The sequence below is a fragment of the Arthrobacter sp. zg-Y179 genome (genome assembly GCF_020907345.1).
Classification (GTDB): Bacteria; Actinomycetota; Actinomycetes; order Actinomycetales; family Micrococcaceae; genus Arthrobacter_B; species Arthrobacter_B jinronghuae.
This window is the reverse complement of record NZ_JAJJOB010000007.1, coordinates 175,166-201,865: the sequence shown is the minus strand read 5'-3', so window position 1 is coordinate 201,865 and position 26,700 is coordinate 175,166. Positions and strand designations below refer to the sequence as shown.

Sequence of the window (26,700 nt, the reverse complement as noted above, 5' to 3'; positions counted from 1 at the left end):
TCAGCTCCGCCCGGCCACGGCTTCGCGGATGGCCGTGAGGGCATCTACGATCCTGCCTGCGTCAGAGCCGCCGCCCTGGGCGACGTCGTCCTTGCCGCCGCCGCCGCCGCCGAGCACGCCGGCCGCAACCTTGACGAGTGCACCGGCCTTGACGCCGGCGCCGCGGGCGCCTTCGTTGGTGGCAACAATCACTACGGGACGGTTGTTGGAGACGCCTGCGACAGCCACCGCTGCGGGTTCGCTGCCCAAGCGGGAACGCAGGTCGAGGGCCAGGGTGCGCAGATCATCCGCTCCCCCGACCTCGCCGGCGTTGTGTGCCAGGAGCCGGACGCCGTCTACGTCCACTGCAGTGCCTACGAGGGCGGCAGCGGAAGCGGCCAGCTGCTCGCGGCGCAGCCGGTCCAGTTCCTTTTCAGTGGACTTCAGCTTGGCCAGGGTGGCGGCAAGGCGGTCCGGCAGTTGCGCCGACGGGACCTTGAGCATCTCGGACAGCTCGTTCACCAGTGCACGCTCGGCGGCGAGGTGGCGGAAGGCATCCATACCCACGAAGGCTTCGACCCGGCGGTTGCCGGATCCCACGGACTGCTCGCCCAGCAGCGTCAGGCTGCCGATGCGGGACGTCGAGGCCACGTGCGTGCCGCCGCAGAGTTCGCGGGACCAGTCGCCGTTCATTTCCACGACCCGCACGGTGTCACCGTAGGCTTCGCCGAACAGTGCAGTGGCGCCCAGGGCCTTGGCGTCCGCCAGGGACATGACCTTGGTCTCGACCTGGTAGTTGCTGCGGATCGCGAGGTTGGAGACCTCTTCGATTTCGGACTTCGCGGCATCGGAGAGGCCTTCGCCCCAGGAGAAGTCGAAGCGCAGGTAGCCGGCCTTGTTGAAGGAGCCGCGCTGCAGCGCTTCCGGGCCGAGGATCTGGTGCAGGGCGGCGTGCACAATGTGCGTGCCGGAGTGCGCCTGCTCCGCTTCGTGGCGGCGCTGGGCATCGACGGCGGCCAGCACGTTGGCACCGGCAGAGATCTCGCCTTCACGGACAATCGCCTTGTGCACGCTCAGTCCCTTGACCGGGCGCTGGACGTCCTGCACCTCGAGGACGAAGCCGTCACCAGTGATGAGGCCGGTATCGGCGGCCTGCCCGCCCGCTTCGGCATAGAACGGGGTCGAGTCCAGCACCAGGGAAATCTCCGAACCCTGCCCGGCGTATTCCACCCGGGAGTCCCCGGAAATGATGCCGCGGACCTTCGATTCGGTCTTCAGCTCGTCGTAGCCGGTGAACACGGTGGAGCCGGCGGCCAGCAGTTCGTTGAACACCGACATATCGGCGTGCCCGTGCTTCTTGCCGCGGGCATCTGCCTGGGCACGCTTGCGCTGCTCGGACATGAGGGAGCGGAATCCGGCCTCGTCGACCTTCAGTCCTGCTTCCTCGGCCATCTCCAGCGTGAGGTCGATGGGGAAACCGTAGGTGTCGTGCAGGGCAAACGCTTCTTCGCCGCTCAGGGGGGCTCCGGCAGCCTTGGAAACCTTGACGGCTTCTTCCAGGCGCTCGGTGCCGGAGGCGATGGTGCGCAGGAACGCCTTCTCCTCGGCGTAGGCAATCCGGCTGATCCGGGCGAAGTCGGCTTCAACCTCGGGGTAGGTGCCCTTCATGGCGTCGCGGGAGACGGGCAGGAGTTCGGGCAGCACGGCGGTGTCCACCCCCAGCAGGCGCATGGCACGCACGGCCCGGCGGATGAGGCGGCGCAGCACGTAGCCGCGGCCTTCGTTGGACGGGCTCACGCCGTCGGAAATCAGCATCAGGGCGGAGCGGATGTGGTCGGCAACCACGCGCATCCGGACGTCGTCCGTGTGGTGCGGGTCCGAGGGGTCTTCGGAGCTGGTGTAGGTCTTGCCGGAGAGTTCAGCGGCCTTATCCAGTACGGGGCGGACCTGGTCCGTCTCGTACATGTTCTCCACGCCCTGCAGGATCATGGCCAGGCGCTCAAGCCCGAGGCCGGTGTCGATGTTCTTCTGCGGCAGTTCGCCTGCCACGTCGAAGTCCGTCTTGGAGCGCACGGCGGAGAGCTGGTACTGCATAAAGACCAGGTTCCAGATCTCGATGTAGCGCGTCTCGTCTACTGCCGGGCCGCCCTCCTGGCCGTAGGCCGGGCCGCGGTCGTAGTAGATCTCGGAGCAGGGGCCGCCAGGGCCGGCCTGTCCGGTGTTCCAGTAGTTGTCAGCCTTGCCGGTCCCGATGATGCGTTCATTCGGAATGCCGATCTTGTCCCGCCAGATGGCGCGTGCTTCGTCGTCGCGCTCGTCGCCGTCTTCATAGACGGTGACCCAGAGCCGCTGCGGGTCCAGCCCGTAACCGCCCTTTTCGACGTCCGAGGTCAGCAGTTCCCAGGCGTAGGTGATCGCTTCTTCCTTGAAGTAGTCACCGAAGGAGAAGTTTCCCGCCATCTGGAAGAAAGTGCCGTGGCGGGCGGTCTTGCCCACTTCTTCGATGTCCGCTGTGCGGATGCACTTCTGCACGCTGGTTGCCCGGCTATACGGAGCCTTTTCGCGGGCGGTGAGGTAAGGGATGAACGGCACCATGCCGGCCACGGTGAACAGCAGCGAGGGATCGTTGGAGACGAGCGACGCCGAGGGCACCACCGTATGTCCCTTATTGCTGAAGTAATCCAGCCAGCGGCGTGCAATCTCGTGGGACTTCATGGTGCTTCTATACCCTTCCGGTAATGGTGTTTCAGCATGCAGGTGGGACTGCGTGCGTAATGCTGTGCTGCCAGTGACGAAGAAGTGCCGGCCGCTCAGCGGCGCGTGGACCTCAGCGTTTCGGCAACGTTGTCGGAGTTGTCCAGGCCCAGGGCGGCGCGCAGCTCGCCCTCGCGCTGGCCCATGCCTTCACGCAGGGCTTCGGCGAAGCTCTGCACGGCACCTGCTGCGGAATCCACCGCACGGTTGATCCCCGCCTGGCTCAGGCTGGTCTTGGCTTCGGATACCCGGCGGACGGCGATGACGCCGATGGCAACGCCAATGGACATCCAAAATACGCGCTTGATCATGGCTGGCTCCTGTAGTTGTTGGTGTGCTTAGCGGCTGCGTCGGCCGCGGCCGACGGTCCTGCGGGAAGCGAGGGCGGAACGGACGCCATAGCTGAACGCCGAGACCTTGATCAGCGGGGAACCCACGGTGGCGGCCACCAGGGAGGACAGAGCGGACAAGTTGGCCGATGCGTCCGAAACGTTCGAGGAGATGCCGTCCACCTTCTGCAGCTGCTGGTTGGTGGTGGACACCGTGGTGGTGACCTCGTCGATCAGCGGTGTGGTCTCCTCGCTGAGCGTACGGATGGCGCCGCGCATCTCGTCAAAGACCTTCCCCAGTTTCCAGACGGGAACGGCCAGCAACGCGACCAATACGGCAAACACACCGGCCGCGATCAGACCGGCTATATCTCCACCCGACATGGGACTCCTTCTTGCGCAAAAATTTGTGGTTCGCATCACCGTGACCGGCTCTGCCCGGAAGGTCCCGCCTGGATACGGCGAAAGACTCCGCTATGTACCTTACCTACTGCAACGCCGCGGCACTTACTTTTGCCGTCTACGCCACGAAAGGAGGAATACGGCCCCTGATAACGGAACAGCCCGCGGCACAAGGCCGCGGGCTGAACAGTAAACGGAAAAGTTTCCGTTATTAGCGTGCGTAGTATTCCACCACGAGCTGCTCTTCGCAGGTCACGGGGACTTCCGAGCGCTTCGGGCGACGCACGAGGCGTGCCTGCAGCTTGTCCAGGGAAACATCGAGGTAACCCGGAACGGCGGGCAGGACGTCGCGGTGGGCGCCGGCTGCGGCAACCTGGAACGGCGTCATGGTCTCGCTGCGCTGGTGCACGTGGATGAGCTGGCCTTCGGAAACGCGGAAGGACGGGCGGTCCACGCGGGCGCCGTCAACCATGATGTGACGGTGCACAACCAGCTGGCGGGCCTGGGCGATCGTGCGGGCAAAGCCTGCACGCAGCACGAGTGCGTCGAGACGCATTTCGAGCAGTTCGATCAGGTTTTCACCGGTCAGGCCGGCGGTACGGCGGGCTTCTTCGAAGACACGGGTCATCTGTGCTTCGCGGATGCCGTACTGGGCGCGCAGACGCTGCTTTTCACGCAGACGTACCGCGTAGTCGCTGTCCTGCTTGCGACGGGCGCGGCCGTGCTCACCCGGGGGGTAAGGCCGACGCTCGAAGTACTTTGCTGCCTTGGGGGTCAAAGCAATGCCGAGGGCGCGCGATGCGCGTGCCTGACGGCGTGCACGTGTGTTGTTAGCCACGTTCACCTTTCACTGTTTGGCGGTTTGGCCACGGCGGTAGAACGTGCCGTGACTGCTGCGAAATATGCTGGCCTCCATTAGGGAGAGCTCCGGCCAACCGCTGCCGTCTGCTACAGCCGAGGGTGTCGAAATCGACAACCGGCTTGCCAGTCAACCATCAATGCTAACACGCACAGCGGGGCCCGCCGGCAGGAGCAGGCGGGGCCGGTCAGGACTTCTCGCCCCGGATGATTCCCCGCAGCCGCTCCAGCCGCGCGGAGATGTCGCGCTCCACTCCGTTGCCGGTGGGTTCGTAGTAGTTCTTTCCGACCAGGTCATCCGGCGCGTACTGCTGGCGTGCGACGCCGTGCGGGGAATCGTGCGAATAGACGTAACCCTTGCCGTGCCCCAGCTGCTTCGCGCCCGGGTAGTGGGCATCGCGCAGATGGGGCGGAACGCCCTGCCCGCGCCCGGCCCGCACATCGGCAATGGCCGCGTTGATGCCGTTGTAGGCAGCGTTGGATTTCGGTGCGGTGGCAATATGCACCACTGCCTCGGCCAGGATGATCCGGCCTTCGGGCATGCCGATCAGCTGGACGGCCTGCGCGGCCGCGACGGCGGTCTGCAGCGCGGTCGGGTCCGCCATTCCCACGTCCTCCGAGGCGGAGATGATCAGCCGCCGGGAAATGAACCGCGGGTCCTCCCCCGATTCCAGCATGCGGGCCAGGTAGTGCAGGGCGGCGTCGACGTCCGATCCGCGGAGGGACTTGATGAACGCACTGGTGATGTCGTAGTGCTGGTCCCCCGCACGGTCGTAGCGCAGCGCCGCGACATCCAGTGCCTCTTCGGCATGCTTCAGCGTGACTTCCGGGATGTCGTCGCCGTCCGCTTTCTCGGAGTAGGCGACGCCGGCGGCGGCCTCGAGCGCGGTCAGGCCGCGGCGGGCGTCCCCTGCCGCCAGCCGGACCAGGTGCTCCAGCGCCTCGGCGCTAAGTGTGACCCGGCCCGCGAGTCCCCGCTCATCCTCGACCGCGCGTTGGAGCAGGGCGGCAATGTCCTCCTCGGTCAGCGGCTTCAGGGTGAGCAGCAGGGACCGGGACAGCAGCGGGGAAACCACGGAGAAGGACGGGTTCTCCGTGGTGGCTGCCATCAGGACCACCCACCGGTTTTCCACTCCGGGCAGCAGTGCATCCTGCTGGGCCTTGTTGAAGCGGTGGATCTCGTCCAGGAAGAGGATGGTGGTGACGCCGTGCAGGTCCCGGTCCGTCAGGGCCTGCTCCATGACCCGGCGGACGTCCTTGACGCCGGCCGTGATGGCGGAGAGTTCCACGAACTTGCGGCCCGCACCCCGGGCGACGACGTGCGCCAGCGTGGTCTTGCCGGTGCCGGGCGGCCCCCACAGCATGACGGAGGAAGGCCCGGCGGGGTTGCGTTCATCGGCGGAGGAAGCCAGAGTGCGCAGCGGGGAGCCGGGGCCGAGCAGGTGCTGTTGTCCCACCACCTCGTCCACCGTGCGCGGGCGCATCCGGACAGCCAGGGGGCTGCGCGGCCGCACTCTCGTGCCCGGGGCTGCCCCGGCGTCGTCGAACTCTGCGTCGTCGTCTCCGTCTACGCTGAACAAATCATTCCCCGGCAAACCATTCACGCTTCAAGGCTACTCGTGCCGTAACCTGAGCAGGTCCACCCCACTTTTCGTTGAAAGCAGACCCTGCCATGCCTGCCTCGCGCACCACCTATGTTCCGGCAGAGCGGCTGGCCGGCTGGCTGGAACGGTTCGAGGCGAACCAGGGGGCGCTTCAGTTCCTGCCCGGAAACGAAGGTATCCAGGTCCGGGCCGCGTCCGGCGCCGAGGCCGAACTGCTCGGACCGTGGCCTGCCGACGGCCGTCCGGGGCGGGGAACCAACGACGTCGAACGCCTCGCCTCACTGGCCGGGCAGGCCCGGACCCTGGGCCTGGTACTGGTCCGCCGCGGCGGATATGCCGTGGGTGTTGCCCGGGAAGGCCGCCTGCTGGGCTCGAAAACGGGATCACCCAACAGCCGCCGGGCCAACGCGGCCGACGCGTTGGCTGCCATCGCCGCGGAGCAGGCAGCAGCGGTATTCAGCGGTGCAACCCCGGAGTACCTCGTCTTCGGCGGCGACCGGATGCTGGCCGAGCAGGTGGCCGGACGGCGGGAGTTTGCGCGCTGGGCCGGCCTGCCCCGGCTGCGCCCGCTGGACGTCGCAGACCCGAAAGCAGCGGTGCTGGCACAGGCCGCCCGCAATGCGGCCTCGGTGTTCGTCCGGATCAGCCTGCCCTAGCGGTCGGTTAGTGCACTAGCGGTCGGTTACCGCACGCCCAGTCGCGCAACCACGGCGGCGGCCGGCTCCCCCACTGCCGACCGGTAACCGGTTCCGGCCCACAGGCTGGTGCCGTGCGGATCCCCGGCGGCAGCTGCCTGCGCCCGAAGCCCCTTGGTGACCTGGTTGACCAACGGGTACGCGGCCGGAGCGTCAGGATGCCCGGACATAAACCGGTTCGCCAGTCCCCGGGCGGTGCGGCCGGAGAAGGCCCGGGTCAGCGCGGTCTGCGTAAACTGCGGATCCTGCAGGGCCGCCCGGTGCACGGGACTGGTCCCGGCCTCCGGGCTCAACAGCAATGCGGTGCCGACCTGCACGGCGTCCGCACCGGCGGCCCGCAGGGTCCGCACCTGTGCAGCAGTGCTGATTCCTCCCGCGGCTATGAGTTCCACCCGGGCTGCGCTGAGGCCGTCCCGGACCGCGCGCACCAGCTCGATCAACGGCTGCTCGGCCGGATCGGCCGCGGCGTCGAAGGTCCCGCGGTGCCCGCCCGCCTCCGGCCCCTGCAGGCACAGCATCCGTGCGCCGGCCGCAACGGCCAGTTCCGCTTCCGCTGCGGTGGTCACGGTGACGGCGACGGCGGTGCCTGCGTCCCGGAGCGCAGTAATAACGTCCCTGCCGGGCAGGCCGAAGGTAAAGGACACCACCGGTACCTGCAGGCGGAGGACCGATTCGAGTTTGGCGTCCCAGCCGTCGTCGTCCTCCGGGTCCGGCAGCGGCAGCAGCTCCGGCGGATAGTCCCGGGTGAGCTGCTCCCGGTAGGCCAGGGCGGCAGCGACCTGCCGGGACGTTCCGGAACCACCGGTGTTCGCGGCGTCCGGCACGAAGAGGTTTACTCCGAACGGCCGCCCGGTCAACGCCCGGGTCGCGGTGATTTCCTCCGCCAGCGCCTCCGGGCTTCGATAGCCGGCGGCCAGGAACCCCAGGCCGCCGGCGTTGCTGACCGCCGCTGCCAGCGCCGGAGTGGACGGCCCGCCGGCCATGGGCGCGCCGACGACGGCGCGCGGAAGGGACCCCAGGGTAAACATGCCCGCAGCTACAGCTTTACGGTGCCGTCGATGCAGGTGGTGGTTTCCCCGCCGACCCAGATTTTCCGGTCCCGGGTAAAGATCCGCACCAGCCCGGAACGCTCCAGTACGGTGCCCTGTGTGACGGTGTAACGCTCCGGTGCCAGACCGGCTCCGATCAGCCACTGCGCCAGTCCGGCGTTGAGGCTGCCGGTGACGGGATCCTCCCGCACCCCGTGCCCGGGTGCGAAGGCACGGACTTCGAAGTCCGTTTCGCCGCCGTCGGGCTGCGGGCCGATGACTCCCACGGCCAGGGACCCCATAGCTGCCGGATCCGGCGTCAGGGACAGCACGGTTTCGGCATCCTTCAGGAGCAGGCCCAGCCAGCCGGGACCGTTGTCGATCCAGTTCGAGGCGGAGACCTGGTCCCGGCTAATCCCGAGGGCCTCCACGGCCTGCTTCAGCACCGCTTCCTCCAGCTCGCCTGAGCGGATCAGCGGCGGTGCACCGAACGCGGCCATCCCGGCCGAGGCGTGCAGGGTCACCAGTCCCACTTCGCATTCGGAGATCACGACGCCGGGATAGTGCGGAATGTTGCCGGCTTCGAGCCAGGCATGGCAGGTGCCCAGCGTGGGGTGTCCGGCGAAGGGGATCTCTCCCCCGGGCGTGAAGATCCGCACCCTGTAGTCGGCGCCTTCCTGCGTGGGCGGCAGCACGAACGTCGTCTCCGACAGGTTCGTCCACCGGGCAAAGGAGGCCATGGCTGCGTCGGATACGCCGTCTGCATCCAACACCACGGCCACCGGGTTGCCCAGATAGGGCTTGGTGCCGAATACGTCCACCTGCTTGAACCAGCGATCTCTCATGCCCAAACACTATCGGGTGCCGGTGCCGGACTGTCCAGCGGAAACGGGCATGTCCAAAACGCGGTTAAAGCACGGTACCCGGCCGCATGCTGCGACCGGGTACCGTGCCTGCGGCGGAAGGCTATGCTTCCTTCGCGGCTGCTTCCTTGTCCTTCTTGGCCTCCGGCTTGAAGTCCACGCCGGCTTCCTTGCGCTGCTGCGGCGTGATCGGTGCCGGAGCCTGCGTCAGCGGATCGTAGCCGCCGCCGGACTTCGGGAAGGCGATGACGTCGCGGATGGAGTCGGTGCCGGCCAGCAGGGCCACCACGCGGTCCCAGCCGAAGGCGATGCCGCCGTGGGGCGGTGCGCCGTACTTGAAGCCTTCAAGCAGGAACCCGAACTTCTCCTGGGCGTCTTCCTGTGAAAGGCCCATGACCTTGAAGACACGTTCCTGCACGTCGCGCTGGTGGATACGGATGGAACCGCCGCCGATTTCGTTGCCGTTGCAGACGATGTCGTAGGCGTAGGCCACTGCCGATTCGGGATCCGTGTCGAAGGTGTCCATGAATTCGGGCTTGGGCGAGGTGAAGGCGTGGTGCACGGCCGTCCAGGCGCCGCCGCCCACGGCCACGTCACCGGCGGCAACAGCGGCCGACGCCGGCTCGAACATCGGCGCGTCGACAACCCAGACGAAAGCCCAGTCCTTGGGGTCGATCAGGCCGGTGCGGTGGCCGATCTCCACGCGTGCGGCGCCGAGCAGGGCACGCGCTTCGCTCTTTTCGCCGGCACCGAAGAAGATGCAGTCACCCGGCTTGGCGCCCACCTTTTCGGCGAGGTTCTCCCGCTCGAAGTCGGTCAGGTTCTTGGCGACCGGACCGGTCAGCGTGCCGTCTTCCTGGATCAGTACGTAGGCCAGGCCCTTCGCTCCGCGCTGCTTGGCCCATTCCTGCCAGGCATCAAGCGTGCGGCGTGCCTGGGACGCGCCGCCCGGCATCACCACGGCACCCACGTAGGGAGCCTGGAAGACGCGGAAGGTGGTGTCCTTGAAGAATTCGGTGAGCTCGGTCAGCTCCAGGCCGAAACGCAGGTCCGGCTTGTCGGAACCGTAGCGGGCCATGGCATCCGCGTAGGTCATCCGCGGGATGGGGGTGCTGATCTCGACGCCGATCAGCTTCCACAGCGACTTCACGATCTGCTCGCCCAGGGCGATGATGTCGTCTTCCTCGACGAAGCTGGCTTCGATGTCCAGCTGCGTGAACTCCGGCTGGCGGTCAGCGCGGAAGTCCTCGTCGCGGTAGCAGCGGGCAATCTGGTAGTACTTCTCGAAGCCGCCCACCTGCAGCAGCTGCTTGAACAGCTGCGGGGACTGCGGCAGGGCGTACCAGGAACCCGGGGCCAGGCGTGCGGGAACCACGAAGTCGCGGGCACCCTCGGGGGTGGACCGGGTCAGGGTGGGGGTTTCGATCTCCACGAAGCCTTCGTCGTGCAGCAGTTCGCGGGCAACGCGGTTGGCTTCCGAGCGCAGGCGCATGGCGGCGGCCGGTGCCGGGCGGCGGAGGTCCAGGTAACGGTGGCGCAGGCGGGCTTCCTCGCCGACTTCCACATGCTCGTCGATCTGGAAGGGCAGCGGGTCCGAGGTGTTCAGGATAACGACGTCGTCCGCGATCACCTCGACTTCGCCCGTGGCCAGCGCCGGGTTCTCGTTACCCTCGGGCCGCTTCTGCACGGTGCCGGTGATCTGCAGGACGTACTCGTTGCGCAGCCCGTGGAAGACATCCTCTTCACGCACCACAACCTGCGCCACACCCGAGGCATCGCGGAGGTCGAGGAAGGCGACGCCGCCGTGGTCGCGCCGTCGGGCGACCCATCCTGCGAGAGTAACGGTCTGTCCAATATGCTCGGCCCTCAGGGAACCAAGGGCATGAGTGCGCAGCACAGCTGTCCTTTCGAAAAACTTGCGGAAACCACTGTTTCCGCCCATTGTAAATACACGGTCTACTTGAGAGTTTACCGGTGAACCGACCCCCACCCCGCCACGCACCTACCGATTGGACGGCCCTGTTGTCCGGCACTACCCAGCCGCGTGTTCCCCTGGGCGGCTTTGATGCCACCACTGCCGGCCTAGGCTCCATCGTCGGCGCCGGCGCGTTCGTCGCTTTCGCTCCGGCTGCGGCTGCTGCAGGACCGGCGCTGGGCGCGGGCCTCGGCATCGCGGCGGTTGTGGCCTTCCTCTGCGGGCTCTCCACCTTCCAGCTCAGCAGGGCCGTCTCACGCCGGCTCCCCGAGGACCGCGGCGGGGACGCCACGGCGCGCACGGCCGCGAGGATCCTGCTGGGGCCGTACAGCGGTTTCCTTTCCGGCTGGACCCTGGTCTGGGCGTTGCTGCTTTCCTCGGCTGTCCTGGCACTCGCGTTCGGCACGTATGTCTTCCCTGAGCATCCCAAGGCCGGCGCGGCGGGAGCCGTGGTTGTTATGGCCGCGGTGAACCTGCTGGGAGTAAACAGGGGTTCCTGGGTTACCCGCTTCATAGTGGCCTTTGTCTTCAGCGTCCTGGCCTTCACCGTGGTGGTGCTCTTCAACGAGGCACCCCACCAGCCGCTGCGGGTGGGTGCGGAGATTGAGGCCTCCGCTTCGGGTGTGCTGCAGGCAGCCGGGCTGCTGTTCTTCCTTTTCTCCGGGTACACGCGGCTGGCCACGCTGGGGTCCGGTGTACGCAATCCCTCACGCAACCTGCCTATCGCGATCCCCGCTGCCATTGCCGTGGCCTTCGCACTGTATTGGTTCATGGATTCCTCAATGCTGGCCTACTACGGAGCGGCTGCACTGTCCGCCGAGACCGCTCCCCTGCTTGATCCCCTGGAGAGTGTGGGCGCAGGCGTGGGCACGGGTGCCGTCATCCTTGCCGTTGCCGCCGCTGCCCTGGGCGGACTGTGGTCGCTGATGGAATCGGCAGGCCGGACAGCCTCCGACATGGCCGCCGACCGAGACCTTCCGTCCTTCTTCGGCTGGTCCAGGGAATCCCGCTTCGGCCGCGGACAGACCCCTTGGGCCGCCGAAGCCGCGGCCGCCGCCGTCGTCCTGATGCTTGTCGTGTTGGGGGATCTGGACGCTCTGCTGGGGATGGCGTCCTTCGCCCTCCTGTTCTACGCGGCCATCACCACGGTGTGTGCTTTCACGCTGAAGGACCGCACGCGCTACGCACCGCGGATCCTGAACCTGGCCGGTGCGTTGGGCGCCCTGCTGCTTGCCCTCGCCCTACCGCCCGTGTCCATCAGCCTGACCCTGATCATCCTCGTGGCGGGGCTCGTGGTCCGGTTGAGCTTCCGGCGCCCTCGGACCCCCAGGACGCCGCCGCCGTTCTAGGCCCGCCTAGGCGCCGGCCGCCTCCCACGCACGGACTTCGCCCAACAGCTCGGCGCGGCGTCCGGCAGACGCGAACGAGGCTTCAATCGAGTTGGCCGCCAACAGGGCAAGCTGCGCCCTGCTGAGCCCGAAGGCTTCCTGCACCGCCCGGAGATTGTCATCGACATAACCGTCAAAGTAGGCCGGGTCATCCGAGTTCACGGAAATATTCAGGCCGTGTTCGAGCATCCGCGGCAAGGGATGCTCGGCCAGGCCCGACACCGCCTGCAGCCGCACGTTGGACAGCGGGCAGACCGTCAGCGGCACTTTCCCGCGGACCAGACGGTCCACGAGGTCCGGGTCATCCAGGCAGCGGATCCCGTGGTCGATGCGGTCTGCCTGAAGCAGGTCCAGTGCCTGCTCAATGTAGGAGGACGGGCCTTCCTCGCCCGCGTGCGCTACGCTCCGCAGCCCTGCCTCCCGGGCACGCCGGTACAGCTCAACGAACGACGACGGCGGGTTACCAACTTCCGCGGAGTCCAGGCCGATCCCGATGATCGGCGCGTCCATTGCCAGCAGTTCCTCCAGCACCTGCAGCGCTTCGGCTACTGGGTGGTCACGCAGGAACGCGGCGATCAGCCCGGTTGAAATCCCGAAATCTTCCTCACTCCGGGCCAAAGCCGCCCAGACGCCGCCGACGGAGACGTCCAGCGGGACTCCGCGGACGAGGTGCGCCTGCGGATCCATCATCATCTCCACATGCCGCACCCCGGCCGCCGCTGCCCGGCGCAGGTAGGCACGTGTCATATCGGTGAAGTCCGCCTCGGTCCGCAGCACATCCATATTCGAGTAATAGAGGTCCAGGAAGGACTGCAGGTCCGTGAACCGGTACCGCGCACGGAGGTCCTCGAGGCCGTCGTAGGGCAGGTCGAGGCCGTTGCGGCCGGCCAGTTCGAAGATCAGCTCCGGTTCCAGCGTCCCCTCGATGTGGAGGTGGAGTTCGGCGCAGGGCGGTGTGGGAAGCAGGTCGGCAGGCATGGGTAAAGCCTAGGGGCCTGTGCGGTGCACCGCCATGGATGCGGTTAGCTGCGCTTCATCCAGTTCCACAGCACCGGCAGACTGATCTCCGCGTTCGTGCAGTCGCCGGTTGCGGCACCGGCTACCGCGAACATCGCTGCTGAGGCCCTGATCGCTAGGCGGACGGCACCTGCACGGGGGTTACCTGCACGGTGAGGTCCTCGGCCGGCGGGGTCCAGAGCGCGGGATCCGCCGGCACCTGCTCACCGGTCCGGATGTCCTTGACCTCGTGGCTGCCGTCTTCGGCGGTGAACCAGACAAACGGGATGCCCCGGCGGTCGGCGAACTTGATCTGCTTGCCGAACTTTTCCGCCTTCGGGGCAACTTCCACCGAAATCCCGCGGCTGCGCAGCTGGGCGGCGGTGTCCTGGGCTTCGGACCAGGACTCGTCGGTGGCCAGGGTCAGCAGCACCGTGGTGGGAACGCTGCGCGAAGCCTGCGCGAATTCCTGGCTGAGGATGCGCATGACCAGCCGGGTGACCCCAATGGAGAGTCCGACGCCGGGGAAGGTGCGGTTGCCCTTGCTGGCCAGGGAATCGTAGCGTCCGCCGGAGCAGATGGAGCCGAGCGCTTCATGCCCAACCAGGACCGTTTCGTAGACGGTGCCGGTGTAGTAGTCCAGGCCGCGGGCAATGCTGAGGTCCGCGAGGACCCGGCCCGGAGCGCGGCGGGAGGCTTCGCTGATGACCTGGAACAGTTCATCGAGGCCTTCGTCGAGCAGTTCGTTGGTCACGCCCAGTGCCCGGACCTGCTCCACGAACGAAGTGTCCTCCGTGCGGATGGAGGCCAGTTTCAGGGCAGCCTCCGCCTGTTCGGGGGTGGCGCCGAGTTCTTCCTGCAGGAGCTCGGCCACGCGCTGCGCGCCGATCTTCTCCAGCTTGTCGATGCTGCGCAGCACTCCGGCGGTGTCTTCCAGGCCGATGCCGCGGTAGAAGCCTTCGGCCAGCTTGCGGTTGTTGACCCGGATCTTAAACTCGGGGATCGGCAGGGCGCCCAGGGCTTCGGCAATCACCAGCGCCAGCTCGACGTCGTACCGGAACGGCAGCTCTCCGTCACCCACCACATCGATGTCGGCCTGCGTGAACTCGCGGGCGCGGCCTTCCTGCGGACGCTCGCCGCGCCAGACCTTCTGGATCTGGTAGCGGCGGAACGGGAAGGAGAGGTGGCCGGCGTTCTCCACCACGTAGCGGGCAAACGGCACCGTCAGGTCGAAGTGCAGGGCCAGCTGGTTGGGATCTTCCTTGCCGGCCGCCTCGCCCTCTTCGGCCTGCAGCCGGCTGAGTGCATAAACTTCCTTGTCGATATCTCCCTTGCGCAGCAGCTGGCCCACCGTTTCCACGGCGCGGGTTTCGATGTTGGAGAAGCCGTGCAGTTCGAAGGTGCGGCGCAGTACGTCCAAAACATGGAGTTCAACAAGGCGCTCCTGCGGTAGCCATTCGGGGAAACCGGACAGTGAGGCCTTGCGTGCCATGATGGCAACTCCTTAGGTGTGCGAAACGGCACAGGCGGAACCCCGCCCGGCCACGGTGCACGCAACCGCGTGCATAAACTATGTGCGGCACTCATTTTAGCCGCTTGGGACGCAGCCCCCGTTTTAGACCCGCGCGCCGGTCCCAGGCCCGATCCCCGATCCCGATCCAGTACAGGAGGCAACGGTGGCAGCAAACCGCACCAGCCGTGAAGACAGGCGCCGGCTGGCCCGGATGGAAGCACGGAAGGCCTTCGCCGCCGCCCGTGCCAAGCGGCGCAGGCGCGACAACCTCTTCGCCGCATCCGCCGCCGTCGTTGTCCTGGCCCTTTCCGTTGCGCTGCAGGTGGCCTGGTTCAGTTCCGACCCCACTGCGGAGGACCTGGAGCTGCTGCGGGACCAGGCCAGCGTCGCCGAACTGCCCGACGTTCCGGATCCCTCCGTCGCCGAGGGCAAGACCTTCACCGGGTCGCTGGCCCTGGGCCAGGGCGAGATCGGCGTGGAACTGGACGGCAATGCGGCACCCCAGGCGGTTGCCTCCTTCAAGACGCTTGCCGATGCGGGCTACTTCACCGGCAAGGACTGCCACCGTCTGACCGCCACCGAATCCACCTCCGTGCTCCAGTGCGGTTCGCCGAACGGGGACGGAAAGGCAGACCAGGACTTCCTGTGGGGGCCGGTGGAGAACACACCCGCCGACGGTTTCTACCCCGCCGGCACCATCGCCGTCGCCCGCGGCGACGACGTCATGAGCCACGGCACACAGTTCTTCATTGTTTACAAGGATTCGACGCTAACGCAGGAAACCGGCGGCTACACGATAATGGGTAAGGTAACGTCAGGTCTTGACGTACTGGAGGCCATTGCTTCCTCGGGGACAGCCTCCGGGGAGACCGATGGTTTCCCGAAAGACCCGGTGACGATCAACTCGTTCACCCTGAACTAAGTGGCGGCGCGGGCTTCGCAAACTGCCATCCATCGAGTGAAAGACTTTTAGCGGTGACAGACAGTCAGAAATCCGACGAAACAGCAGGCCCGTCCACTACGGAGACGTCCCGGCCTGCCACTCCGAGCCCCGCAGCACTTGCGGCGCGACGGCCCTCTCCCGCAGCCGTAGGCCCCCGGCCCGGCGCGGCAGCCCAGCCGGTGGTGGCTGCCCCGGCGGCCCACTCCACCCCGCTGGAGGAAGCCGCCCGCTTCGCGCGGATCGAGGAGGACGGCCATGTCTTCCTGATCGTGGACGGCGAGGAATCCGCCGTCGGCCAGTTCCCCGACGCCTCCAAGGAAGAAGCACTGGCCTACTTCGTGCGCAAGTACGACGACGTCGCCAGCCAGCTCCTGCTCCTTGAGCAGCGGGTGCAGGTCAAGGCTCCGGCTGCGGACATCCACAAGACCCTGAAGCACCTGGCCCAGCAGGTGGCCGAGCGCAAGATGGTGGGTGACATCAAGGCGCTCGATGCCCGCATCGAAGCCCTCGAAGCCTCGCTTCAGGAAGCCGAGGCCGCCGAGCGCGCCGAGGCTGAGGCCGCCAAGGCGCGTGAGCTTGCCGCCCGTGAAGCCATTGTTGCCGAGGCGGAGGAAATCGCTGCCAAGGACCCGGCCACTATCCAGTGGAAGACCAGCAGCAACCGGATGAACGAGCTGTTCGATGCGTGGAAGACCGCGCAGAAGAACGGCCCGCGCCTGGGCCGCAGCACCGAGGACACCCTGTGGAAGCGGTTCCGCTCCGCCCGCACGGTCTTCGACCGCCACCGCCGTGCCTACTTCTCCCAGCTGGACAGTGAAAACTCGTCCGCCAAGGCTGCGAAGGAGGCACTTATTGCCCGCGCCGAGGAACTGGCCACATCCACGGACTGGGGCAACACCGCCGCTGAATACCGGCAGCTCATGGACGAGTGGAAGGCCTCCAAGCGCGCCAGCCGCAAGGACGACGATGCCCTGTGGGCCCGCTTCCGTGCGGCGCAGGATAAGTTCTTCGCCGCCCGCCAGGCAGCGAACGAGGTTATCGACGAGGAATTCGCCGCGAACCTCGTGGTCAAGGAAGAGCTGCTGCGGGAAGCACAGGCCCTGCTGCCGATCACGGACCTGAACTCGGCCCGCAAGGCCCTCCAGTCGATCCGGGAACGCTGGGAAGACGCCGGCAAGGTGCCCCGGGCGGATATGGGCCGCATGGAAGCCGGCATCCGCAAGGTTGAGGAAGCCGTGAAGGCTGCCGAAGACGAGCACTGGCAGCGGAGCAACCCCGAGACCAAGGCACGCACCAACTCGGCCCTGTCCCAGCTGGAGGCGACCATCGCGTCCCTCGAACAGGACCTGGCCGACGCCGAGAAGGCGGGCAACGCGAAAAAGATCGCGGACGCCCGCGAGGCCCTGGAAGCCCGCCAGCAGTGGCTGGCAATGCTGCAGAAGTCCGCGCAGGACTTCGCCTAGGCCATGTAGCGTCTCCACGGCGAAAGCCCCGTCCTTCCCGTTATCCACAACGGGCGGGGCGGGGCTTTCGCTTTGCCCGCAGGCTGCACATGCTGGTGTGTATGCCCGCGCAGCTCTTTCCCTACCCCGGCGCCCTCCCGCAAATCACTTCCACGGGCGGAGCGCTGTTCACCGCGGGTGACGTGTTCCGGCACGAGGAACTCCAGGCCATGGCGATGGACGGGCTGCTCCGCCATGTGTACGCGGGAACCTTTGTACGCTGGGATGTCCGGCCGGACCCGGTGGTCCGTGCCCTCGCGGCGTCGGCCGAGCTGCCCGTGCAGCTGCGCCGCCGGCTGACCATGGGACGAATGACCGCTGCCTGGATCTACGGCTGCGCTCCGCGGCCGTCCCGCCTCGATGTCCTGGCGGACCGCCGCAGCCGCACCAGTGCTCTGCAGCCCTTCAGTACCGCGGTCCTCCACGAGGTCCTGCTGGGCCCTGCAGACCGTGCGGACGTGGGAACGGTGTCCGTTAGCTCACCGCTGCGGACCGCCGTCGACGTCGCCCTCTATGCGGGCACCGCAGACGCGGTCTCCACCCTGCGGCGCCTGGCCGCGCTCCCGGCCCTGACCTGCCGGCTGGACCTCGTGCAGCGTGCCCTGGAAGCCGGAAACCGGATACCGGGCAAAGCAGCGGCGCTGGAACGCGTTGCGGCTGCCGCCGCCTAGCCGATCGGTTAGCGGAACCCGGCGCCTAGACCCGCCGCTGCGACCCAGTGGTGCGGTAGACGTCGAACACGCCGTCGATCTTGCGGACCGCGCTGAGGATGTGGTTCAGATACTTCGGGTCCCCCATCTCGAACACGAACTTCGACATCGCCACGCGGTCGCTGGAGGTGTTGACGCTGGCGGAGAGGATGTTCACGTGGTTGTCCGAGAGGACCCGCGTCACGTCCGACAGCAGGCTCTTGCGGTCCAGCGCTTCCACCTGGATCTCGACCAGGAAGACACTGGACTGGGTGGGTGCCCATTCCACGGGGACAATGCGGTCCGGTGTGGCGCGCAGTTCCTGTACGTTGCGGCAGTCGCTGCGGTGTACCGAAACACCCGAACCGCGGGTCACGAACCCGATGATCGGATCCGGCGGGACAGGGGTGCAGCAGCGGGCCAGTTTGACCCATACGTCGCCGGTGCCGCGCACGGTGACGCCGGAATCGGAGAACTTGGGACGGCGGGCCGCGGTGGACACCGGCGTTTCGGCCAGGTCCTCCTCGGCGCCCTGGTGCCCGCCCATCAGGTTGACCAGGTGCTCAATGACGTTCTGCGCGGAGGTGTGGCCGTCGCCCACTGCGGCGTACAGCGCGGAAATGTCCTGGTGGTGCAGTTCTTCGGCCACCGCCACCAGTGCATCGTGCGTCATCAGGCGCTGCAGCGGCAGGTTCTGCTTGCGCATGCCGCGGGTGAGCAGGTCCTTGCCCTTTTCGATTGCCTCTTCGCGGCGTTCCTTGGTGAACCACTGCCGGATCTTGTTCCGGGCGCGCGGGCTCTTGACGAAGCCCTGCCAGTCCTGGCTGGGTCCGGCGCCCTCGGCCTTGGAGGTGAAGATCTCCACCCAGTCGCCGTGCTGCAGTTCGCTGTTGAGCGGCACCAGTTTCCCGTTGACGCGTGCACCGATGGTCCGGTGGCCCACCTCGGTGTGGACGGCGTAGGCGAAGTCCACCGGCGTCGACCCGGCCGGAAGCGCCATGACCTCGCCCTTGGGCGTAAAGACGAAGACTTCGCGCGCATTGATCTCGAACCGCAGCGAATCCAGGAACTCGTCGGGATCCGAGGTTTCCTGCTGCCAGTCCACGAGGCTGCGCAGCCAGCCCATGTCGTCAGGGGCTTCGGGGCCCTTGTTTCCGTCCTTGTACTTCCAGTGCGCGGCCACACCGTATTCGGCGCGGCGGTGCATGTCGTGCGTGCGGATCTGGATTTCCACGGGCTTGCCCCCGGGGCCGATCACCGTGGTGTGCAGCGACTGGTACATGTTGAACTTCGGCATCGCGATGTAGTCCTTGAACCGCCCGGGCAGGGGGTTCCACCGCGAATGCAGGGCACCGAGGGTGGCGTAGCAGTCGCGGACGGAGTCCACCAGGACGCGCACGCCCATCAGGTCATGGATGTCGTCGAAGTCTTTGCCCCGCACGATCATCTTCTGGTAGATCGAGTAATAGTGCTTGGGCCGGCCGGTGATGGTGGCCTTGATCTTGACCGCATGCAGGTCATCGGCGATCTGCGACCGTACGGTGCCCAGGTACTTTTCCCGTTCCGGCGTCCGGTCCCCCACCATCCGCACGATTTCGTCATACACCTTGGGATGCAGCGCGGCGAAGGAAAGATCCTCCAGCTCCCACTTGATGGTGTTCATACCCAGCCGGTGGGCCAGCGGAGCGAAGATTTCCAGGGTTTCGCGCGCCTTTTTGGCGGACGATTCCGGCGAGACAAACCGCCAGGTGCGGGCGTTGTGCAGCCGGTCCGCGAGCTTGATGACCAGGACGCGGATGTCCTTGGCCATGGCAACGACCATTTTGCGCACGGTCTCGGACTGCGCCGCATCGCCGAAGGTGACCTTGTCCAGCTTCGTGACACCGTCCACGAGCATGGCCACCTCGGGGCCGAACTCGCCCCGCAGCTCGTCCAGGGTATAGCTGGTGTCCTCCACCGTGTCATGCAGCAGCGCCGCGGCCAGAGTGGTGCCGGTCATGCCCAGCTCCGCCAGGATGGTCGCCACCGCCACCGGATGCGTGATATACGGATCCCCGCTCTTGCGCTTCTGGCCCTCGTGGCTGCGCTCGGCAACCACATAGGCGCGCTGGATCAGCTCCAGGTCTTCCTTGGGGTTGTTGACCCGGACCGTGCGGAGCAGCGGTTCCAGCATCGGCGAGTAACCGGGGTGGCCCCGGCCTGCCAGCCGGGCGAGCCGTGCACGGGTGGAGGCACGGCGGCCGGTCGAGGGCGCACGGCCCGCGCCGCTGCCGACTTTCACCGGAGCGGAAGCCGGGCCGGTTACTGGAAGCAGGGCGTCAGTGGTGCTTGCGGCAGCGTCCATTGCCGCAGCTTCGCGCGCTGCGGTGCTCTCGTGCCCCGAGCCGGTTCCCGAGGTGCCGCTGTTTCCTGCCTTATCGGCAGGCGTTGCACTGTTGGCCACTGACGACCTTTCTTCCGTGCTCTCAAAAGCAGGTGGTCAAAACGTTTTGGCGGCCGCGCTTTACGCAGCCCTGTCAACCAGTCTAAGCCTGCCCGCACCGCACTTAAACCGCCGGTTCCGTACTCGCTTGGCATGGAGTACGGAACCGGATGGTCGGAGCGGGATTTGCCCCTTAGGCGCTGACCGCCGTCGAGCCCTTGGCTTCGCTTGCCCGGCGCTCGGCCACCCGCTTGGCCTGCTTGCGGATGTCCGGTTCATTCCGGCGCAGCCACGCGTACAGCGGCGCTGCAATGTAGATGGTCGCAACGGTGCCCAGGATGATGCCCACGAACAATGCCAGGGACAGATCCTTCAGGGTTCCGGCGCCCAGCAGCAGCGCACCGATGAACAGGATGGAGGCCACCGGGAGGACTGCCACCACGGAAGTGTTGATGGACCGCACCAGGGTCTGGTTCACGGCCAGGTTCACTTCTTCCGCGAAGGTCCGCTTGGTCCGCTTGTCCAGGTCCTTCGTGTTTTCCCGGACCTTGTCGAACACCACCACCGTGTCATACAGCGAGTAGCTGAGCACGGTAAGGAAACCGATGATGGCCGACGGCGTGACTTCGAAACCGCTCAGGGCGTAGACGCCGGCGGTGACCACCATAACCACCAACAGTCCGACGACGGCGGCAACCGACATCTTCCAGGTCCGGAAGTACAAGGCCATCAGCACCGCAGCCAGTGCCACGAAGACGACGAGGCCCACCAGCGCCTGCCGGCTGACGTCGCTGCCCCAGGTGGGACCGATGAAGGTGGAGGTGACCTCGTCCTGGCTTACGCCGTAGGTATCCGCCAGTGATTCCTTGACCTCGATCGTCTGGTCATCGCTCAGCTTCTCCGTCTGGATCCGCATGGTGCCCGGGGCGATGTTGGTGACCTTCGGGTCGGCGGTCCCGGCAACCTCGGCCACGGCCTTCTCGCCGCCGCTGACGTCGGTGTTGCTGACGTTGGAGACCGTGAATTCGGAGCCGCCGCGGAACTCGATGCCGAGGTTGAATCCGCCCTTGGCCACCGGTATGGCGATCGAAAGCAGCACGGCTGCCGCTGCGATGATGAACCACAGCTTTGCCTTGCCAACGAAGTTGTAGGACCGCTTGCCGGTGTAAAGGTCGTTGCCGAATGCGGCGAAACTGGGGAGCTTACTCATTACTCGCCGTCCTTCTCGGAGCTGCGGCCGCTACCGGCCATTGAATCCTGCTTTTCGGCAAGCCGCCGTTCGGCGATGGTCATCCGTCGTTCGGCTTCCTTGGCCGCTCCCTTGTTCTTGGCGCGCGCAGCCGGCGCTTCGGAGGGATCCCGCAGGCGTCCTGCACCGCGGTACAGCGGTACGGCGCCCAGCTTGCTCGGATCGAGGCCGGAGAAGCGGTGGCCGTCACCGAAGAACTTGGTGCGGGCCAGAAGCACCATGGTGGGGTGCGTGAACATAAAGACCACGATGAGGTCCGCAATGGCGGTGAGGCCCAGGGTGAACGCAAAGCCGCGCACGTTGCCCACTGCCACGAAGTACAGGACGACGGCGGCGAGGATGTTTACGGCCTTGGAGGCCAGGACGGTGCGCTTGGCGCGCTTCCACCCGTTGTCCACCGCGGAAACCAGGCCGCGGCCGTCGCGAAGCTCGTCACGGATGCGTTCGAAGTACACGATGAACGAGTCCGCAGTCTGCCCGATGGCGACGATCAGGCCGGCCACGCCTGCCAGCGAGAGCCGGTAGTTGTGGCTCCAGCCCAGGATGGCGATGGCCAGGTAGGACAGCAGCCCGGCGACGACGAGGGAGGCGATGGTGACGAAGCCCAGCGCACGGTACTGGAAGAGCGAGTAGACGGCGACCAGGGCCAGGCCGATCAGGCCGGCGATGATGCCCATCCTCAGCTGGTCGGAGCCGAGGGTTGCCGAGACCTGCTGTTCGCTCTGGATCTCGAAGCTGATCGGCAGGGCGCCGTATTTCAGCTGCTCGGACAGCGCTTCGGAGCTTTCCTGCGTGAAGTTGCCGGTGATCTGGGGCTTGCCGTCGGTGATGACCGCGTTGACGGTCGGCGCGGAAATGATCTGCCCGTCGAGGACGATGGCGAACTGGTTCCGCGGGTCGCCCTGCGGGAAGGCGAAGAGACGCTCGGTCACGTCGCGGAACTTGTCGGTGCCCTCTCCGTTGAACTCGATGTTCACGGCCCACTGGTTGGTGGAGACACCGTTGTTGCCCTGTGCCATACCGAAGCTGGCGGTGGAGATGTCTACACCGGGAACTTCAACCGGGCCCAGGATGTACTTGCCGGCGGTGCCGGGCTCGCAGGCCACCATCGGCTGGTCGGCCGGTGCCTGCTCCGCGTTGGCGATGGTGTCCGGGTTCAGGCAATCAGTGGTTTCGAACTGTGTCTGCAGCTCGGGTGAAATCCAGTTGGTGTCCGAAGCATCCGTGGGTTCCGCCGACGGGGTGGGCAGCTGTTCCGCAGGAGTGGGATCCGTTACTGCTGCACCCTGTCCCCCGCCGCCGGTGAGGACCGGACGGAACTCCATGTTCGCGGAAGCCTGGATCAGCTCGCGGGTCTCGGGATCGGGGACACCGGGCAGCGACACCACGACGTTGCGGTTGGACTGCGTGCTGATCTCCGCTTCGGAGACGCCGCTGCCGTCCACGCGCTGGCGGATAATCTCCACGGCCTGGTCGAGCTGTTCGGTGGTGATTTCGGAGTCACCGCCCTGCACCTCGGGAGCAAGGATCATCTGGGTGCCGCCCTCAAGGTCGAGGGCGAGTTTCGGGGTCCAACTGGCGTTGCTCCACATGGAACCACCGCCAAGCAAAAGGGCCAAGGCAGCAAAAATGACGCCCAACCAGAGGAGCGTCTTTTTCGCGGCCGAGCCGGGGCCGGTACGGGGCATAGGGAATTTTCCTTAAGGGCGAAGATCACCGGGACCGTCATGGTCTCCGGGCGGCAAGCGGGGCACCGATGCCCCGCTTGGCTCGTGGAGAGTCTAGTTCTCTTTTTTGTCGTCGCGGTTCAGGCGCTTGAGTGTTTCTTCAGGTGTCTCGTCCTGAACGGCGTCCTGGCGCTCGGAGGTGTCCTTGCCGAGCGTGAGGGAAGAGGCGTCATCGGGGACCGCGGCGGCGTCATCGGCCGGTGTTTCTTCGGCGGGAACGGTGACGACCTTGGTCAGTGCCTGGAGGTGCACCGTGGCGGTGTTGCCGGGGGAAAGTTCCAGCACTGCCTTGTTTTCTTCCTGGTCCACGGAAACAATCCGGCCGAAAAGCCCGAACTGGGTCATGACCTCGGTGCCGGGAAGCATTTGGGCCCGCTGCTGGGTAACCGTCTGCTGCGACTTCTTCTGCTTGCGGAACATCATGATGACGAAGACCGCCAGCAGCAGAGGGAGAAAGAGATCAGCAATATTCACGTGGAGAGTTCCGTTTCTGTTGAGGAAGTGCCGGGCGTCCGGGCATGCTGCCGGGACCATGCCCAAGGGCCAGTCTAAACGGAAAACGTGGGAGCGGACTGTTAAGTTTCCGGCCCGGTCTCCTCGGCGGGAGCGGATGACGTGTTTGTACCGGGGCCGGAAAACATGTTCTGCGGCATGGCGGCGGCAACGTTCTCGGGCATTTGGAGGCCCAGATGCTCCCACGCGGCCCGGGTCGCAATGCGGCCCCGCGGAGTCCTGCCGAGCAGGCCTTCACGGACCAGGTACGGTTCAGCCACCGTCTCCACGGTCTCCGGCTCCTCGCCGACGGCGATTGCCAGCGTTGAAAGTCCCACCGGTCCCCCGTTGAACTTGGTGATCAGCGCGGTGAGCACGGCGCGGTCCAACCGGTCGAGGCCGAGCACATCCACCTCGTACATATCCAGCGCGGCCCCGGCAGAGCGGGCATCAATCTGCTCGATGCCGTGCACCAGCGCCCAGTCGCGGACGCGGCGCAGCAGCCGGTTCGCAATTCGGGGAGTGCCGCGCGAGCGTCCGGCAACCTCGGCGAAGCCTGCGGAGTTGACCTTCATGTCCATCAGCATGGCCGAGCGGCGCAGTACCAGTTCCAGCTCGTCCGTCGAGTAGAACTCCAGGTGGCCGGTGAATCCGAAACGGTCCCGCAGCGGACCGGGCAGCAGGCCCGCCCGGGTGGTGGCTCCCACGAGGGTGAACGGCGGCAGGTCCAGCGGGATGGCCGTGGCACCGGCTCCCTTGCCGACGATGATGTCGACGCGGAAATCCTCCATGGCCATGTAAAGCATTTCCTCGGCCGGCCGGGACATGCGGTGGATTTCATCCAGGAACAGCACCTCGCCCTCGGTCAGGGAGGACAGGATGGCTGCGAGGTCGCCGGCATGCTGGATGGCCGGCCCGGAACTGATCCGCAGCGGTGCGTTCATTTCCGCAGCAATGATCATGGACAGGGTGGTCTTGCCCAGCCCGGGCGGGCCGGACAGCAGGACGTGGTCCGCGCTGCGGCCGCGCAGCCGGGACGCTTCGAGTACCAGCGAGAGCTGTTCCCGCACGCGCTTCTGCCCCACGAAGTCGTCCAGGTTCTTGGGACGCAGTGCGGCTTCAATGGCTTTGTCGTCCGGATCCGGCCCCGGAGCAACCAGGGAGTCAGCGGACACCTCAGCCTGCCTTTCGGCGCGAGGAGGCCCGGGCGCCGTCGGTGCCGAGGCGTCGCAGCGTCAGTTTCAGGATTTCCCCCACGTTGCCGGCGGCAGCGACGTCGGGATGCTCAGCGGCGGTGTCCTCCATAGCGGCAGTGGCGTCCTTTTCGGACCAGCCGAGACCGGTCATGGCCGCCAGGACCTGCTCCTGCCAGCGCGGCGCGGCCGGGTTTTCCACGGTGCCGTGCGGCACAAGCTTGTCGGCCAGTTCGAGGACAATGCGGCGGGCACCCTTGGGGCCGATGCCCGAAACCTTGCTGAAGGCCTTGTCGTCGCCGGTGGATGCGGCCACCCGGATGGCTTCGGGAGTGTGCACGGCAAGGACGGCCAGGGCAATCCGCGGGCCCACGCCGCTGACGCCGAGGAGGATTTCAAAGACCTCGCGCTGATCCGCGTCGCTGAACCCGTACAGGGTCATGGAGTCTTCGCGCACGATCATGGCGGTATGGACGCTGGCTTCACTTCCCGTGCGCAGCGAAGCCAGCGTCTGGGGAGTGGCCTGGACGAGCATCCCGAATCCGTTGACATCAATGACGGCAGAGGTAAGGCCCACGTGCGAAACGACCCCGCGGAGGGAACTGATCATGAAGGAACTCCAGAGGCTGTATAGAACATATCTACGAATACCCTACTTGCTGGCGCCCGCATTCCCCTGTTGTTCAGTAGCTTCCGCGTTTTGCCCGTGCTTCCGCTTCGGCCCAGAGCCGCTGGGCCGGGGTCAGTCCGGTAGCCGGCGCCGTGCCCCGCGACGCAGAGCCTGCGGTGGGTCCGGGACCGGCGACGCCGCGGCGCCAGGCGTGCGTGATCGCCAGGGCAAGGGCGTCGGCTGCGTCCGCCGGCTTGGGCATTTCGTCCAGCCGCAGGATCTTGGTCACCATCTTGCCCACGGCGTCCTTATTGGCCGAGCCGGAGCCGGTGACCGCCGCCTTGACCTCAGTGGGAGTGTGCAGGGCCACCGGGATGCCGCGCCGTGCAGCGGCGGCAATAACGACGCCGGATGCCTGGGCAGTACCCATCACCGTGCTGACGTTGAGCTGGCTGAACACCCGTTCCACGGCCAGGACATCGGGCCGGTGGGTGTCCAGCCACAGCTCGATGGCTTCGGAAATGACCAGCAACCGTGCGTCAAGCGCGGTGCCGGCCACCGTGCCGACAACTCCGACGGCCACGAGGGTGGCCCGGCGGTTTCCCTCGACCTCAACTACTCCAAGGCCGCAACGGGTGAGGCCGGGGTCCACCCCCAGGACGCGTAAAGACACTGGTTCGGCGCTTAGTCGTCTTCTTCAAGCTCGGCCATAACGGCGGCCGGGATATCAGCGTTGGAGTAGACATTCTGCACGTCGTCGAGGTCTTCCAGCGCATCCACAAGCTTGAGGAACTTGCGGGCAGCGTCCGCATCCAGTTCCACATGCATGGACGGGACGAATTCTGCTTCATCGGTTTCGTACTCGATGCTCGCCTCTTCCAGCGCACCGACGACGGCGCGGAGGTCCTGCGGCTCGGAGATGATCTCGAAGTTCTCGCCGGATTCCTTGACTTCGTCCGCACCGGCATCCAGGACGGCCATGAGCAGGTCGTCTTCAGTGAGGCCGTTCTTGGGGAGGTTCACTACGCCCTTGCGGGTGAACATGTAAGCCACCGAACCGGGATCGCCCATGTTGCCGCCGTTGCGGGTCACGGCGAGGCGGACCTCGGAAGCCGCACGGTTCTTGTTGTCCGTGAGGCACTCGATCAGGAGGGCGGAACCCTGCGGACCGTAGCCCTCGTACATGATCGTCTGGTAATCGACGGCTTCGCCGAGCAGGCCCGCGCCGCGCTTGACCGCACGGTTAATGTTGTCGATCGGCACCGACGTCTTCTTGGCCTTGGAAACGGCCAGTTCAAGGGCCGGGTTGCCCGCCATGTCGGCTCCGCCGGCACGTGCTGCAACTTCGATGTTCTTGATCAGCTTGGCGAAGGACTTGGCGCGCTTGGCATCAATTACGGCCTTCTTGTGCTTGGTGGTTGCCCATTTAGAGTGGCCCGACATGCTCTACGCTTCTCCTCTGATCGATAAAAAAGTCCGGCTGCTTGCC

At 66.4% G+C, this 26,700-nt stretch carries 23 protein-coding genes; 5 read left to right on the top strand and 18 right to left on the bottom strand.

The genetic code is table 11. From position 1 onward, the window contains the following. From alaS to LOC56_RS08140, 5 genes are all read right to left on the bottom strand, one after another. Entirely contained in the window at positions 1–2,694 is a 2,694-nt protein-coding gene (gene alaS, locus LOC56_RS08160) for an alanine--tRNA ligase (protein ID WP_229951781.1), read from the bottom strand. A 95-nt stretch (positions 2,695–2,789) separates the two neighbouring features. Further along, positions 2,790–3,044, bottom strand: a complete 255-nt coding sequence (locus LOC56_RS08155) for a hypothetical protein (RefSeq protein ID WP_227921347.1) — start codon at positions 3,042–3,044, stop codon at positions 2,790–2,792. Positions 3,045–3,071: 27 nt separating this feature from the next. Then, the gene (locus LOC56_RS08150; RefSeq protein WP_229951780.1) at positions 3,072–3,446 is read right to left on the bottom strand and encodes a DUF948 domain-containing protein; all 375 of its coding nucleotides are present in this window, start codon (positions 3,444–3,446) and stop codon (positions 3,072–3,074) included. Positions 3,447–3,675: 229 nt separating this feature from the next. Beyond that, positions 3,676–4,302, bottom strand: a complete 627-nt coding sequence (rpsD, locus tag LOC56_RS08145) for a 30S ribosomal protein S4 (protein ID WP_104054795.1) — start codon at positions 4,300–4,302, stop codon at positions 3,676–3,678. A gap of 208 nt (positions 4,303–4,510) precedes the next feature. Then, a complete protein-coding gene (locus tag LOC56_RS08140) occupies positions 4,511–5,806 on the bottom strand; it encodes a replication-associated recombination protein A (protein ID WP_442860084.1) in 1,296 nt (431 codons plus the stop codon). Positions 5,807–5,994: 188 nt separating this feature from the next. Between LOC56_RS08140 and LOC56_RS08135 the strand changes: the two genes are divergently transcribed. Then, entirely contained in the window at positions 5,995–6,582 is a 588-nt protein-coding gene (locus LOC56_RS08135) for a Vms1/Ankzf1 family peptidyl-tRNA hydrolase (protein WP_229951778.1), read from the top strand. Positions 6,583–6,608: 26 nt separating this feature from the next. Here the strand turns inward: LOC56_RS08135 and LOC56_RS08130 are convergent, their stop codons facing one another. The 3 genes from LOC56_RS08130 to aspS form a co-directional block, all read right to left on the bottom strand. Continuing rightward, a complete protein-coding gene (locus tag LOC56_RS08130) occupies positions 6,609–7,649 on the bottom strand; it encodes a nitronate monooxygenase (RefSeq protein WP_229951777.1) in 1,041 nt (346 codons plus the stop codon). Positions 7,650–7,657: 8 nt separating this feature from the next. Further along, on the bottom strand, positions 7,658–8,494 hold the full coding sequence (locus LOC56_RS08125) for a PhzF family phenazine biosynthesis protein (protein WP_229951776.1): 837 nt from the start codon (positions 8,492–8,494) through the stop codon (positions 7,658–7,660). Between the two features lie 121 nt (positions 8,495–8,615). After that, entirely contained in the window at positions 8,616–10,409 is a 1,794-nt protein-coding gene (aspS, locus tag LOC56_RS08120; RefSeq protein WP_229951775.1) for an aspartate--tRNA ligase, read from the bottom strand. Between the two features lie 77 nt (positions 10,410–10,486). Here aspS and LOC56_RS08115 point away from each other — a divergent pair, with 77 nt between their 5' ends. Next, positions 10,487–11,836 (top strand): APC family permease, encoded by a 1,350-nt coding sequence (locus LOC56_RS08115; protein ID WP_229951774.1) that lies wholly within the window; start codon positions 10,487–10,489, stop codon positions 11,834–11,836. 6 nt (positions 11,837–11,842) lie between these two features. On the opposite strand, the gene LOC56_RS08110 is transcribed toward LOC56_RS08115, so the two are convergent. Both LOC56_RS08110 and hisS read right to left on the bottom strand, forming a co-directional pair. Beyond that, a complete protein-coding gene (locus LOC56_RS08110; protein WP_229951773.1) occupies positions 11,843–12,853 on the bottom strand; it encodes an adenosine deaminase in 1,011 nt (336 codons plus the stop codon). Between the two features lie 154 nt (positions 12,854–13,007). Further along, positions 13,008–14,363, bottom strand: a complete 1,356-nt coding sequence (hisS, locus tag LOC56_RS08105) for a histidine--tRNA ligase (protein WP_229951772.1) — start codon at positions 14,361–14,363, stop codon at positions 13,008–13,010. A gap of 184 nt (positions 14,364–14,547) precedes the next feature. On the opposite strand from hisS, the gene LOC56_RS08100 reads away from it, so the two are divergent. The 3 genes from LOC56_RS08100 (at position 14,548) to LOC56_RS08090 (ending at position 17,500) form a co-directional block, all read left to right on the top strand. Beyond that, positions 14,548–15,306 (top strand): peptidylprolyl isomerase, encoded by a 759-nt coding sequence (locus LOC56_RS08100; RefSeq protein WP_229951771.1) that lies wholly within the window; start codon positions 14,548–14,550, stop codon positions 15,304–15,306. A 53-nt stretch (positions 15,307–15,359) separates the two neighbouring features. Then, positions 15,360–16,790: a DUF349 domain-containing protein gene (locus tag LOC56_RS08095; protein WP_229951770.1), complete on the top strand. Its 1,431-nt coding sequence runs from the start codon at positions 15,360–15,362 to the stop codon at positions 16,788–16,790. Between the two features lie 101 nt (positions 16,791–16,891). After that, entirely contained in the window at positions 16,892–17,500 is a 609-nt protein-coding gene (locus tag LOC56_RS08090) for a type IV toxin-antitoxin system AbiEi family antitoxin (RefSeq protein WP_229951769.1), read from the top strand. Between the two features lie 25 nt (positions 17,501–17,525). Here LOC56_RS08090 and LOC56_RS08085 read toward each other — a convergent pair whose 3' ends face one another. From LOC56_RS08085 to LOC56_RS08050, 8 genes are all read right to left on the bottom strand, one after another. Then, positions 17,526–19,862: a RelA/SpoT family protein gene (locus tag LOC56_RS08085; protein WP_229951877.1), complete on the bottom strand. Its 2,337-nt coding sequence runs from the start codon at positions 19,860–19,862 to the stop codon at positions 17,526–17,528. A 271-nt stretch (positions 19,863–20,133) separates the two neighbouring features. Then, positions 20,134–21,150, bottom strand: coding sequence for a protein translocase subunit SecF (gene secF, locus LOC56_RS08080; protein WP_229951768.1), 1,017 nt, complete (start codon positions 21,148–21,150; stop codon positions 20,134–20,136). Further along, positions 21,150–22,877 (bottom strand): protein translocase subunit SecD, encoded by a 1,728-nt coding sequence (secD, locus tag LOC56_RS08075; protein ID WP_229951767.1) that lies wholly within the window; start codon positions 22,875–22,877, stop codon positions 21,150–21,152. Before secD ends, secF begins: the two co-directional genes overlap by 1 nt. Before the next feature lie 93 nt (positions 22,878–22,970). Further along, positions 22,971–23,390: a preprotein translocase subunit YajC gene (locus LOC56_RS08070; protein WP_229951766.1), complete on the bottom strand. Its 420-nt coding sequence runs from the start codon at positions 23,388–23,390 to the stop codon at positions 22,971–22,973. Between the two features lie 101 nt (positions 23,391–23,491). Then, on the bottom strand, positions 23,492–24,583 hold the full coding sequence (gene ruvB, locus LOC56_RS08065; RefSeq protein WP_229951765.1) for a Holliday junction branch migration DNA helicase RuvB: 1,092 nt from the start codon (positions 24,581–24,583) through the stop codon (positions 23,492–23,494). A 1-nt stretch (position 24,584) separates the two neighbouring features. Then, entirely contained in the window at positions 24,585–25,211 is a 627-nt protein-coding gene (gene ruvA, locus LOC56_RS08060; RefSeq protein WP_229951764.1) for a Holliday junction branch migration protein RuvA, read from the bottom strand. A gap of 73 nt (positions 25,212–25,284) precedes the next feature. Next, on the bottom strand, positions 25,285–25,884 hold the full coding sequence (ruvC, locus tag LOC56_RS08055; RefSeq protein ID WP_229951763.1) for a crossover junction endodeoxyribonuclease RuvC: 600 nt from the start codon (positions 25,882–25,884) through the stop codon (positions 25,285–25,287). Between the two features lie 11 nt (positions 25,885–25,895). Then, positions 25,896–26,654, bottom strand: coding sequence for a YebC/PmpR family DNA-binding transcriptional regulator (locus tag LOC56_RS08050; RefSeq protein WP_227921280.1), 759 nt, complete (start codon positions 26,652–26,654; stop codon positions 25,896–25,898). Positions 26,655–26,700 lie beyond the last annotated feature (46 nt).

Excerpts from the sequence above, each read along its gene's own strand:
- alaS (WP_229951781.1), bottom strand. The coding sequence starts at position 2,694 with ATGAAGTCCCACGAGATTGCACGCCGCTGGCTGGATTACTTCAGCAAT.
- LOC56_RS08155 (WP_227921347.1), bottom strand. The coding sequence starts at position 3,044 with ATGATCAAGCGCGTATTTTGGATGTCCATTGGCGTTGCCATCGGCGTC.
- LOC56_RS08150 (WP_229951780.1), bottom strand. The coding sequence starts at position 3,446 with ATGTCGGGTGGAGATATAGCCGGTCTGATCGCGGCCGGTGTGTTTGCC.
- LOC56_RS08140 (WP_442860084.1), bottom strand. The coding sequence starts at position 5,806 with ATGCGCCCGCGCACGGTGGACGAGGTGGTGGGACAACAGCACCTGCTC.
- LOC56_RS08135 (WP_229951778.1), top strand. The coding sequence starts at position 5,995 with ATGCCTGCCTCGCGCACCACCTATGTTCCGGCAGAGCGGCTGGCCGGC.
- LOC56_RS08130 (WP_229951777.1), bottom strand. The coding sequence starts at position 7,649 with ATGTTTACCCTGGGGTCCCTTCCGCGCGCCGTCGTCGGCGCGCCCATG.
- LOC56_RS08125 (WP_229951776.1), bottom strand. The coding sequence starts at position 8,494 with ATGAGAGATCGCTGGTTCAAGCAGGTGGACGTATTCGGCACCAAGCCC.
- LOC56_RS08110 (WP_229951773.1), bottom strand. The coding sequence starts at position 12,853 with ATGCCTGCCGACCTGCTTCCCACACCGCCCTGCGCCGAACTCCACCTC.
- hisS (WP_229951772.1), bottom strand. The coding sequence starts at position 14,363 with ATGGCACGCAAGGCCTCACTGTCCGGTTTCCCCGAATGGCTACCGCAG.
- LOC56_RS08090 (WP_229951769.1), top strand. The coding sequence starts at position 16,892 with ATGCCCGCGCAGCTCTTTCCCTACCCCGGCGCCCTCCCGCAAATCACT.
- LOC56_RS08085 (WP_229951877.1), bottom strand. The coding sequence starts at position 19,862 with ATGGACGCTGCCGCAAGCACCACTGACGCCCTGCTTCCAGTAACCGGC.
- secF (WP_229951768.1), bottom strand. The coding sequence starts at position 21,150 with ATGAGTAAGCTCCCCAGTTTCGCCGCATTCGGCAACGACCTTTACACC.
- secD (WP_229951767.1), bottom strand. The coding sequence starts at position 22,877 with ATGCCCCGTACCGGCCCCGGCTCGGCCGCGAAAAAGACGCTCCTCTGG.
- ruvA (WP_229951764.1), bottom strand. The coding sequence starts at position 25,211 with ATGATCAGTTCCCTCCGCGGGGTCGTTTCGCACGTGGGCCTTACCTCT.
- LOC56_RS08050 (WP_227921280.1), bottom strand. The coding sequence starts at position 26,654 with ATGTCGGGCCACTCTAAATGGGCAACCACCAAGCACAAGAAGGCCGTA.